A 12,228-nucleotide genomic window follows, 5' to 3' on the forward strand; every position below is an offset into this window, starting at 1 on the left:
CGCAACATCGCCGGCCGCGGCGGCGGGCGGGCGATCAAGCGTCGCGTGCAACGGATGCGGCGACGGCGGCCATCGCCGCCGGGCTCGTCGCGTCGAACAGGTCGCTCGGCTTGAAACGCGTGCCGTAGGCTTGGTTCAGCACGGTGACGAGCGCGAACGCCTGCAGCGACGAGCCGCCCAGATCGAAGAAGTCGTCGTGGACGCCCACCGGAGCGAGCGATAGCACCGCTTCCCAGGCGCGCACGACGCCCGCCTCGACCGCGTCGCGCGGCGCGACGCAGTCGCCTGCGAGCGGCGGCCGGTTCGAGGACAGCGGAGGAAGCGCGTCCTCGTCGATGTTCCCGTCCGGGCGCACCGGCAGGCGCGGCAGGAACACGCAGGCGACGGCCGGCCCGCGCGCGCGTGCTTCGTCGAGCGCGGCGGCTCGCGCCTCGTGCGACGCCCCCGGCCGCGCGACCAGATAGACGCACAGGCAGACGCTGCCGTCACTCGCCGAGGAGGGCACCACGTGGGCCGCCGCCACGCCGTCCAGGCTCCCGACGGCCTTGCGCAGTTCGTCCGACGCGGAGCCGGTCGTCGTCATTCGAGCGCGAAGAGCGCGCGTCCCAGCGCGCGCCCGGTCCCCTCGACGGCCGGCGGGCGCAGCATCGAGAACGTGTCGCCTGCGACCACCTCGGTGGCGACGCCTCCCGCGGCGAGGCGGGGCCATCCGGCGAACATCACGTCGTCCATGGCCGCGCTGCGCAGGACGCGAAGCGGAAGGTCGAGCGACGGCGCACGATAGTCGACGCCGGCCTGGATGTGCGCCTTGAGCAGCGTTGCCAGCCGGTCGAAAGTGGCGCGTTCGAGTCCGGCCGCGTGTTCCAGCGTCCGCCGGACCACCTCGTCGACCGCGCGGCGCGCCGCCGCCTCGGAGCCGGCGATGTCGTCGGGCGCGAAGCCCCGCGCGACGGGCGCGAAGCCGTCGAGCACGACCACGCCGCGCACCCGCTCGCCGCGCGCGAGCAACTCCTGCGCCATCGCCCAGGCGACCGCGCTCCCCAGGCAGTGGCCCCCGATGAGCCACACGCGCTCCCGACGCGTCGCGAGGAGTTCGTCGACGTTCGCGCGCGCGATCGCCTCGATCGAGCCATGCGGCGTCCGGTCGTCTTCGAGGCCGGCGTAGGCGAAGCCCAGTACTGGGCGCGGCGGCACGAGCGCCCGGGCGAGGCGCACGAGCGAGAGCGGCGTCGTCCCGACCGAGGGCAGGAGCACGAGCGGCGCACCGCCTTCCGCCGCGGCCAGCGTGCACGACAGGGGCGCGTCCGCGCGACCGGTCATGGCGCTTCCCGCTCCGCGCGGACCGACGCCTCCTGCGCCTCCGGCGAACCGGCTCGCGCCGCCTCGATGCGCGAGGCGAGTTGCGCGATCGTCGGCGCGGCGAGGAAATCGGTGTTGCGGATCCGCAGGCCGAAGTCGCGCAGGATCGCGTGCAGGACCTGGATCGACTCGATCGAGTCGCCGCCGAGATCCACGAAGTCGTCGTCGATGCCGACCGGTTCGAAGCCCAGGGTGCGCTCCCAGAGTGCGACCAGGGCGCGCTCGACCGGTGTGCCCGGGGGCCGGTAGGCGGTTGCAAGGCCATCGCGTCCGCGTTGCGCTTCCGCTGCGGGACGTGACCGCGCCTCGAGGTTCGCGACGTCGGACGTCCTGCCGGTGGCGAGCACGAACGGCGGCGCGCCGAGCCAGTTCAGCGAACGACGAAAGACGTCGAGCCCCCAGGCTACGGGCACCCCTTCGCCGTAGTTCGACTCGAACGCGCGCGCGAGTTCGCCCCGCGCCGCGGCTTCCCGGTCGACCGCGAACACGATCTTGCCGACGTGCTTCGCGCGCGCCATGCGCCGGAACCCTTCGCCCGCCGTGTCGAGCGGCACGATCGCCGTGGGCGGCGGCGTGAGTTCGCCCCGCGCGAACCGGTCCATCAGCGTGTCGAACATCGCCGGCAGCCGCGGGTGTGCGCGGTCGACCATCTGACCCAGGTCGAACGCCGAGAACGTGAGGTTGCGCAGGAACGGCGCGAGCGCGAGGTTCGCATCGGCGAGCAGGTCCCGCTTGCCGATCTCGACGAACCGGCCTTCGGGTGCGAGCACGGAGAGGCTCGCGGGGATGAACTCGCCGGCGAGCGAGTTCAGCACGACGTCGACGCCCTCCCCGCCGGTCGCCTCGCGAACACCCTCGACGAAGTCGAGCGAGCGCGAGTCGAAGACCGCCTCGACGCCGAGCGTGCGAAGGTAGGCGCGCTTGTCCTCGCTCCCGGCCGTCGCGAAGACGCGGGCGTGGAGCGCGCGCGCGACCTGGATCGCGGCGAGGCCTACGCCGCCCGCGCCGGCGTGGATCAGCACGCGCTCGCCGCGCTGCAGTCGGGCGAGATCCTCGAGCGCGTGGCACGCGGTCAGAAAGACGATCGGCAGGCCCGCCGCGCGCTCGAAGTCGAGATTCGCCGGCATCGCGACGGTCGCGTGCGCCGGCGCGATCACGTGGGTGGCGAGCGCGCTCCGGGCGATCGTCACCACCGCGTCGCCGACCGCGAGGCGCGTGACCCCCGCGCCCACCGCGCGCACCACGCCGCTCGCTTCGCTGCCGGGGACGTAGGGGCCTTCATGCGCGCGCGGCATCTGCCCGAGCGCGGTGAGCACGTCGCGGAAGTTGAGCCCGGTGGCCCGCACCTCGACCAGCACCTCGCCCGGCCCCGGCAGCGGCGGCTCGAAGGGTTCGAGCGCGAGCGAATCGAGGTTGCCCGGTTCGGTCACGACCACGCGGCGCGCTGCGCCGTTCGTGACCTCCGGACGCTCGCCGAGGTTCGATCCGGCGATCCTGCGCACCAGGAAGCCCTCGAGTTCGACGAGCACCGAGCCCGAGCCGTTGGTGACGACGATGTCGTGGACGGTTTCGTCGCCGGCGCGCCGCTTCGACGTGTGCGCGTAGATCTCCCGCTCCAGCGGGGCGTGGACGCGAACCGCGTCGTAGGTGTAGGGGACCACCTCGGCGCCGACGCCGCGCAGTCCCTGTGTCGCGGCGTCGAGGAGCGCCGGGTGCAGGTCGTACACTGGAAGGTCGTCGAGGAACGCATCGGGCAGCACGATGCGGCTGCGCACGAACTCGCCGTCCTCGCGCTCCCAGCGCCGCCACCCCCAGCGCGGCCCGCCGGAGAGCCGCGCCCCGCCGAAATCGCGCGCCCGGGGCACCGCGGCCCAGTCTCCCGGCTCGGGCGGCAGCCCGGCGATCGACGGCGGCACGGCCGTCTTCCGCGCGAACCCGGTCGCGTTCACCTCGAAAACCCCGCCGCCGCCCGAGGTCCGCGACGCCAGTTCGAAGCGTTCGTCGGCGCCCGAAGGTTCGAACCGGATCTCGAGGTCCATGCCGGGCCCCGCCGTGAAGAGCGGGCGCCGGAAGACGACGTCGTTCAGCTCGACCGCCCCGTCGCCACCGGCGTGGTCGCGAAACGCGGTCGTCACCAGTTGCAATGTCGTCGTTCCCGACAGGATCGGCCGGCCGTCCAAGCGATGGTCGTCGACCACCCACATGCCGCGCCGCAGGCTGCCGCGATAGCAATGGCGCTCGCCCTGAAGTCGCTCGCGTTCGCGCAGGATCGGATGGTCGAGCGGCGTCGTCTCCAGGCCCGCCGCACGCTCGCGCTCCCGCGCCTGCGACGCCTCCAGCGACTCGCGCAGGCGATCGACCGCGATGCCGACCTCCTGCCACGGCCCCCAGCCGATCGCGCAGGCGACGCCGCCGTGGCGCTCGGCACGATTCGCCGCGAGCGCATCGAGCACCGCGTTCGCGGCGGCGTAGTCGAACTGACCGGGGAGCGGCGTCTGCGTCGCGGTCGACGACACCGGCAGATAGAGGTCGAGCGGCGCGTCGCCGAGGAGTTCGTCGAGGTGCAGCGCGCCGACCGCCTTGGGCGCGAGCACGTCCGCCGCATTGCCGGCCGTGCGCTGGAGGACGAGTTCGCGCGACGACGTGCCCGCCGCGTGCACCACGCCGTGCAGTTCGCCATGACGTTCGCGCACCGCATCGAGCACCGCCGCGAGATCGGTCCGGCTCCCGACGTCGGCGCGCACGATCGTGACGTCGGCGCCGCGCGCGCGCAGCGCGAGGACGCGCGCGAGCGCGCGAGCGATGCGGTCGCCACCGCGCGCGCGCTCCGGCCATTCCGATTCCGGAGGCGGCTGCCAGCGCGCGGTCAACACCAGGCGCGCGCGGCAGGCGTCGAACAGCGCCTCGGCGAACAACAGGCCGAGGCCGCCGGTCCCGCCGGTGACGAGCACGACGCCGCCTTCGCGCAGGCGCGGCCGCGGTCCGCGCGGGGGCTCGGGCAGCACGTAGAGCCGTTCTTCCGCGCGGCGGCCCGCCCGCAGCGCGACCAACGTGGCGTCGGTGTCCGCCTGAGCCTCGTCGACCAGCATGGCGGCGAGCGTCTCGCGCTCGGCGGGCCGCGGGTCGGCCGGAACGTCGACGACGCGCAACCGCAGCCCCGGCATCTCGCGGCGCACCGCGCGCGAGCCCCCGAGCAGCGCCGCCTGCGCCGCGCTGCGCTCGCCCTTCTCGCCATCGATCCTCGCGAGCTGGTCGGTCAGCACGAAGACGTCGAGATCCGGATCCCCTTGCACTTCGAACGCCGCCTGCGCCAATGCGGCGAGCGCGTCGAGCCCGCGGCGCTGTGCGGCCGCGAACGAAGGCGCGTCGTTGCGCACGCCGTCGCGCCCGTCGAGCGCGGTGGCGAGGAGCACGCGCGGCCGGCTGCCCGGGCGCAGCGCGAACAGGCGCAGCCAGTCCTCGCGAGAGGAGGGATCCAGCCGGGGGGCTCCCGTGGGCGCGCGATCGAGCCGCCCCTCGGGTTCGGCGAGGACCGCGTCGACGCCGGCGGCGGCGAGCCGCTCGTGGACCGCGCCGGCGATGCCGTCCGCCGCGCCGACGACGAACCACGGCCTCGACGTGTCGATCGCCGCCGGCGTGGCGAGCGGCATGTCGGCGAAGCCGCGCTCATAGAGCGTTCGCTCCGCCTGTCCGGAGGCCGCGTCGGGATCGTCGTACCAGGTGCGGCGGCGCTCGAACGGATAGGTCGGCAGCGCGACGAGCGACGCGCGTCCGGCGTCCTCCGCGGCCTCCGGCACGGGCTCGGCGCCCGAACACCACAGTCCGGCGAGCGCGTCGTGGAACGCGCGCGATTCGTCGTCCGGTCCGCGCTCGGCGGGCACGAGCGCACGGGCGCGCGCGTCGGGGTCGTGGCGGCGGACGAGCTCGCAGAGCGCCGCGCCGGGCCCCATCTCGGCGAAGACCGGATTGCCCAGCGCGAGCAGATGGCGCAGGCCGTCGGAGAAGCGGACCGGGCGGCGGATGTGCTCGGACCAGTACGCCGGATCGGTCGCCTGCGCCGCGGTGAGCGGCTCGCCGGTGAGGTTCGAGATCACCGGGATCGACGGCGGCGCGAGTTCGACGCGGCCGACGACCGCGGCGAATGCCCGCTGGGCCGGTTCCATCGTGCGCGAGTGGAAGGCGTGCGAGGTCTCGAGCCGCTGAGTGGCGAGACCCTCCTCCGCTGCGGCCTTGCAGTACGCGTCGATCACCGCGGCGGGTCCGGCGACGACGGTCACCGTGGGCGCGTTGATCGCGGCGATCTCGACCGTCGGGGGCAGGCGTTCGGCGACGAGGTGCGCCGGCGCGAACACCGCCGCCATCGCGCCGGACTCGCAGCCCTGCATGAGCCGCCCGCGCGCGGCGACGAGGGCGAGCGCGTCGTCGAGCCCGAACACGCCCGCGACGCAGGCGGCGACGAGTTCGCCGAGCGAATGGCCGAGCAGCGCCGAGGGCGCGAACCCGCGGGCGATCGCGAGGCGCGCCGCCGCGTAACCCAGCGCGAACATCGCGGGCTGCGCGTTCATGGTGTCGCGCAGTCGCCGCTGCGCCTGCACCTCGTCCGCGACCCCCTCGCCGTAGCCCAGGAGCGCGACGAGGTCGAGCGAAGGGGCGAGCGCTCGCGCGCACGCGTCGATGGCCTCGCGCCAGACCGGCTCCTGCGCGTAGAGCGCCCGCCCCGCGCCGTAGCGCTGAGCACCCTGTCCGTCGAACAGGAACACGAGCGAGGCCGGACCGGCGCGCGCGACGCCGGTCGCGCGCAGCGCCCCTTGCGCCAGGTGCTCCGGGCCGACGCGATCTCCCTCGACGACGCAGCACGCGCGGTGGGCCCAGCGCGAACGGCCGTGCATCAGCGTGCGCGCGACCTCCGCCGCGCCGGGCCGCTCGCGCGCGAGGTGCGCCGCGAGTTCCTCGGCCGTGGCCGTGAGCGCGGCGGGAGTACGCGCCGACAGCGGCAGCAGGTGGAAACGGCGCGCGCTCGAACGCGCCCTCCGGCGCGGCGCCTCTTCGAGGATCAGGTGCGCGTTCGCGCCGCCGAACCCGAACGACGAGACCGCCGCGCGGCGCGGCGAGTCGCCGTCGGGCCAGTCGCGCGCGTCGGTGTGCACGACGAAGGGGCTCGCCTCGAAGTCGACGCGCGGGTTCGGCTGCGCGAAGTTCGCGAGCGGCGGCCGGATGCGATGCCGGAGCACGAGACAGGCCTTGATGAAGCTCGCCACGCCGGCCGCGGTGCGCAGATGGCCGACGTTCGCCTTCACCGATCCGAGCGAGCAGTAGCCGGTGCGCGCGGTGTGACGCCGGTAGACCTCGGTCAGCGCGGCCACCTCGATCGGATCGCCGAGCCTCGTGGCGGTGCCGTGCGCCTCGACATAGCCCACGGTCTGCGGCGTGACCTGCGCCCGGGCGAGGGCCCGCTCGATCGCGCCCACCTGCCCTTCGAAACTCGGCGCGACGAAGCTCTCCTTGCCGGGCGGGCGCCCGTCGTTGTTGGTCGCGCTGCCGAGCACGATCGCGTGGATCGGGTTGCCGGCCGCGATCGCGGCGTCGAGCGGGCGCAGCGCCACCACCCCCGCGCCGCTTCCGAAGATCGTGCCGTCGGCGCTCGCGTCGAAGGGCCGCAGCCGGCCGCTCGCCGACAGCATGCCCTCGATGCCGGCCACGTAGCCGTCCGAGCGGGCGACCATCACGGTGGAGCCGCCGGCGAGCGCGACCTCGCACTCGCCGCGCTCGAGACTCGCGATCGCGTGGTCGATCGCGACGAGCGAGGTCGCACAGGCCGCCATCACGCCCACGCTCGGCCCGGTCAGGTCGAGCCGGTGCGAGACGCGCGTGGTCAGGAAGTCGATCGCGTTGCCGATGCGCACCGGCAGCGCGAGCGCGGGATCGGATCGCAGATCCTTGCCGCGGCAGATCACCTCGTCGAGGTAGTTGCCTTCGGAACCGCCGAACACCCCGGTGACCGGAGCGCCCCGTCCCGGAACGATGCCGGCCGACTCGAGCGCCTCCCAGGCGCACTCGAGAAACAGACGATGCGCGGGATCGGCGAGCGATGCCTCCCGCGCCGAGAGCCCGAAAAAGTCCGCGTCGAAGAGGTCGATGTCCTCGACGACGGGCAGCGCGCGCACGAAGTCCGGGTTGGAGAGCAACGCCTGCGATGCGCCCCGGGCGCGCAGTTCCGCGTCGGTCCTGCGCGTCAGGCAGTCGCGCGCGGCGACCAGGTTGGCCCAGTAGCGCTCGAGTGTCGCGGCGCCGGGCACGCGCAAGGCCATGCCCACGACGGCCACGGGGAAGGCCGAAGACGCTGGCGCGTGCTCGATCATGGCGCTCGATGCTCCGGCGAAGGGTCGGGACTGGCGGCGGGAACCGGACGGATGCTCCGGTCCGCGTGGGGCCGGATCATACGCGAGCCGATGCTAGGCCGATGCTCGCGCCGCGCCGATCGCCGCGCCGATCGCGCGCGCGAGTTCGGGAAGGTGACGCGTGACGAGGGTCACGTGCCCGCCGGGAACGACGAGCCCGACGCAATCGCCGGCGAAACGCGCCCAGCCGGCATCCGGCGACGGATGGCGCCACTCCTGCGCCTGGATCACGACGACGCGCCCGTCGTAACGGCCACCGGCGTAGCGGTCGATCGCGAGGTTGTAGGCGATCTCGAGTTCGGAGCGCCGGTCCTCCGGCCGCAACAGCCGCGGCCGACCCGCCTCGTCGAAGCGCACGTAGCTCTCCGGCGCTCCGCCGTCGCCCTCCTTCGCTCCGGGCGCGCGCGATTCGATCAACAGCACCGCGGGCACGCGCTCGCCTGCCGCGACGAGCTGCCGCGCCATCTCGAAGGCCACGAGCGCGCCGTTGCAGTGCCCGGCGAGGACGACGGGGCCGCCCGGATGGACGCTGCGCAGGGCTTCGAGGCGTTCGGAGGCCATCGCCTCGATGGTCGCGGGCACCGCGCCGCCGTCGAGGCCGTGCGGGTGGACGATGATCGTCCTCTGGTCGGATCCGAGCGCGCGCGCGAGCGCCGCGCTGTAGAAGCCGCCGGCCTCGAAGTCGCCGTGCAGGAACACGAGCGGCGGCCCCCGGGCATCCTCGTTCACGACGACGAAAGGCGTCGCGGCCTTCGGCGCGTTCTCGCGCACGCGGCGCGCGATCGCGTCGATGGTGTCGTCCTCGAAGAGCGCGGAGAGAGGCAGCGCATAGCCGGTCTCGCGCTCCAGCGCGTCGACCATCGCGGCCGCGAGGAGCGAGTGCCCGCCCAGATCGAAGAAGCGGTCGTACACGCCGATGCCGCGCCTGCCGAGGAGGCGCTCCCACAGTGCCGCGATCAGCGTCTCGAACATGTCGCGCGGCGGCACGCTCGCGCCTCCGCCCGGGCGCACCACGTCGGTGGGCTCGGGCAACGCGCGCGTGTCGATCTTGCCTGTGGCGGTGAGCGGCAACGACGGCACCCAGACGATCGCCGCGGGGATCATCGCCTCCGGCAGGATCCGGCGCAGCTCGCGGTTCACGCCCTCCGGCGGGGGACGCGCCGGATCGTCCGGCACGAGCCACGCGACGATGCGGCGCGTGTCGCTGGTCGCGCCGCGCAGGGCCACCGTCGCGGCGGCGACGCCCGTGAGCGAGGTCAGCGCGGCCTCCACCTCCGGGAGTTCGACGCGCTGCCCGCGGATCTTCACCTGCCGGTCGCTGCGCCCGGCGAATACGATCGCGCCGTCGGCGCGCCAGCGCGCGCGATCGCCGCTCCGGTACGCGCGCGCGCCCGCGCCGTCGAAAGGATGCGCGACGAAGCGCGCGTCGTCGTCCGGAGCGGCGCCGAGGTAGCCGGTCGCCACGCCGTTTCCGCCGATCACGATCTCGCCCTCGAACCCCGGCGGCACGGGCTCGCCGTCTTGTCCCAGCACGTAGACCTCGGCGCCCGCGACCGCCCGTCCGATCGGTATCGATCCTTCGCGCGCCTCGCGCAGCGTCACCTCGTGCCAGGTCGCGAACGTGGTCGTCTCGGTCGGGCCGTACACGTGGACGAGGCGCGACGGCGCACCGGCCTCGAGCACCGAACGCACGCGCGCGGGCTCGACCGCCTCGCCGCCGAAGAGCACCTGGCGGCAGGACGCGAACGCCCCGGGAGCGTCGCGCGCGATCGCATTGAACAGCGCCGTCGTCACGAAGAGCGTCGAGACGCCGTGCGCGCGGATCGCCGCGGCGAGCGCCTTCGGCGCGAGCGCGGTCGAGCGGTCGACGACGACGATCGTGGCGCCGTGGACGAGAGGTCCCCACAGTTCGAATGTCGTCGCGTCGAACGCCGGATGGGCGAGGTGCGCGACGACCTCGCCCCGGTCGACACGCGCGTAGTCGGGCTCGACGACGAGGTTCAGCACCGCGCGGTGGGGCACGAGCACGCCCTTCGGACGCCCGGTCGAGCCCGACGTCGACATCACGCATGCGATCGCGGGGTCGCCGGGCTCCAACCGCGCGGGTTCCGTGGAAGGCGGCTCCATGGTGAGGTCCCGGCCGTCGCGATCGATCCTCGCGCGCCGCGCCCCTTCGCGCGGGACGCGCGGCAGCGCCCGCTCGTCGGCGACGATGAGCGAGGTCGGGATACTTCCGAGCAGCGACCGCAGCCGCGATTCCGGCGCGGCGGGATCGAGCGGCACATAGGTCGCGCGCGCCTTCAGGACGGCGAGCATGGCGACGACGAGCGCGCGACCCCGGTCGAGGCACAGGCCGACGCGGTCGCCGTCGCGCACGCCCGCTTCGCGCAGGGCGTGCGCCAGCGCCGAGGCGCGGTCGTCGAGCGTCGCGTAGTCGAGCGATGCATCCCCGTCGACGATCGCCGTGGCATGCGGATGCGCCCTCGCCTGCCGCGTCACGGCATCTTCGATCCGGGCATCCGCCGCGAGCGCGCGGCGCCTGCCGCGGCCCTGTTCGATGCGGGCCGCGCGCTCGGAGCGGCCGAGCAGCGGAAGGCGGCAGATCGCGCACGCCGGATCGTCGGCGATCGACGCGAGCAGCGCGCGGAATCCGGCCACCAGACCCTCGATGGTCGAGCGCTCGAAGAGCGCGGTCGCGTAGTCGACGCGGCCGGCGATCGCGCCGTCGCGCTCGACGAACGTGAACGCGAGATCGAACTTCGCGCCCGGCGCATCGAGGTCCTCGATGCGGGTGACGGCCAGGCCGTCGAACCGCCAGAGGGCGGCGTCGCCGGGGTGCAACGCGAACGACACGTCGAACAGCGGGTGCGTGCTCGCCGTGCGCCGCGGAGCCAGCGCGGCAACCACGCGCTCGAAGCGCACGCCGCGGCGGTCGAATGCCGCGATCGCGCGCGCGCGAACGCGCCGGACGAGTTCGGCGAAGTCCGGGGCGCCCGAGACGTCGGCGCGCAGCGCGAGCATGTTGACGAAGTGGCCGACGCGACGCTCGAGACCCGGCGCGTCGCGACCGGCCACCGGCACGCCGATCGCGAAATCGTCCTGGCCGCACCAGCGATGGAGCAGCGCCTGGAGCGCCGCGAGCCAGATCATGAACGTCGTCGCGCGTTCGCGCCGCCCGAGCACGCCGATCCGGGCGACGAGCGGCGCCTCGATGCCGAAGTGCACGCTCGCTGCGTCCGAATCGGCGAGGGCGGGCCGCGGCCGGTCGAGCGGCAGCGCGAGCGAGGGCAGGCCGTCGAGTTCACGCCCCCACCACGCGACCGCCGCCTCGCCGGAGGATTCGTCGTGCGACGCCCGAGCGTCGCCGTCGCGAGGCGTTGAGCGATCCTCGACCGCGGGGAGCGGAGGGGTTCCGCCGCCGCGGCACGCTGCGTAGAGCATCGCGAGATCGCTCGCGAGGACCGCGGTCGACCAGCCGTCGGCCGCGATGTGGTGCATCGTGACGAGGAGCCAGTGGCGCTCGGCGTCGAGCACGAGGAGACGCGCGCGCAGCAGCGGCGCGCGCGCGAGGTCGAACGGCCGGCGCGATTCCTCGCGCGCCAGGCGCCGCGCCATCGCGTCGCGGACCGGTGATTCCGCCGTACGCAGGTCGACGACGTCGAGCGGGGCCGCGGCATGCCCGGCGACACGCCGCCACGGCCGACCGCCCTCGAGGACGAAGCGGGTGCGCAACGCCGGGTGCCGCGCCACGAGCGCGTCGAAGGCGCGGGCGAGCGCCCCGCGATCGAGCGGCCCCGCGAGAACCAGCGCGTGGAACTCGTTGTAGGTCGCCCCCCCGGGGTGGAGCCGGTCGAGCAGCCAGAGCCCCTCCTGCGCGGGGGCGAGCGGCAGGCGGGCGTCGGGCGGTTCGGCCATCGCTCGGACCAGATTCGGGTCGGCGCGCGACGCCGCGGGCTCCGTCCCGCATGCGTCCGCACCATGCGTCATGATGCCAGCCGCTCCAGCGCGATGGCCAGCACGACGTAGCGCGCGAACTTGCCGGTGCCGATCGCGAGCGCAGCGAGCCGCCAGTCGTGGCGCAGCCACCCCGAGGCGACGCACAAGGCATCGCCGATGAACGGCACCCACGACAGCAGCAGCGCCGCGACGCCGTAGCGTCGGGCCAGCGCGACCGACCGCGGTGCGAGCTTCTCGCTGCCGCCGGCGGGAACGAGCCGCCCGATCGCGTAGGACGTCATGCCGCCGAGCGTGTTGCCGAGCGTCGCGATGCCCACAGCGGGCCACAGCAGCGACGGCGCCGACGCGACGAGCGCGCCCAGCACGATCTCGGAGTTCCCCGGCAGGATCGTCGCCGACAGGAAGCTCGAAGCGAAGACGCCGGCGAGCGCGGCGGCGTCTCCGGTCATCGACGCGACGCGGGCATTCGCATGCGGGCGAGCCTAGCATCACCTGCCGCCGCGGCGCGCGGGGC

General features: G+C 74.4%; 5 protein-coding genes. All 5 read right to left on the reverse strand.

The annotated features are described in order from the left end of the window. Positions 1 to 34: 34 nt before the first annotated feature. The gene (locus HS109_12050) at positions 35 to 583 is read right to left on the reverse strand and encodes a hypothetical protein (protein MBE7523105.1); all 549 of its coding nucleotides are present in this window, start codon (positions 581 to 583) and stop codon (positions 35 to 37) included. Next, the gene (locus HS109_12055; protein MBE7523106.1) at positions 580 to 1,320 is read right to left on the reverse strand and encodes a hypothetical protein; all 741 of its coding nucleotides are present in this window, start codon (positions 1,318 to 1,320) and stop codon (positions 580 to 582) included. The genes HS109_12050 and HS109_12055 overlap by 4 nt, the downstream gene beginning before the upstream one ends. After that, positions 1,317 to 7,682: an acyltransferase domain-containing protein gene (locus tag HS109_12060; protein ID MBE7523107.1), complete on the reverse strand. Its 6,366-nt coding sequence runs from the start codon at positions 7,680 to 7,682 to the stop codon at positions 1,317 to 1,319. Before HS109_12060 ends, HS109_12055 begins: the two co-directional genes overlap by 4 nt. Before the next feature lie 129 nt (positions 7,683 to 7,811). Further along, positions 7,812 to 11,672, reverse strand: a complete 3,861-nt coding sequence (locus tag HS109_12065) for an amino acid adenylation domain-containing protein (protein ID MBE7523108.1) — start codon at positions 11,670 to 11,672, stop codon at positions 7,812 to 7,814. A 68-nt stretch (positions 11,673 to 11,740) separates the two neighbouring features. Further along, complete coding sequence (locus HS109_12070) at positions 11,741 to 12,163, reverse strand: DedA family protein (protein ID MBE7523109.1); 423 nt, start codon at positions 12,161 to 12,163, stop codon at positions 11,741 to 11,743. Between the last annotated feature and the right edge of the window lie 65 nt (positions 12,164 to 12,228).

The organism is Burkholderiales bacterium (assembly GCA_015075645.1).
GTDB lineage: Bacteria > Pseudomonadota > Gammaproteobacteria > Burkholderiales > Casimicrobiaceae > VBCG01.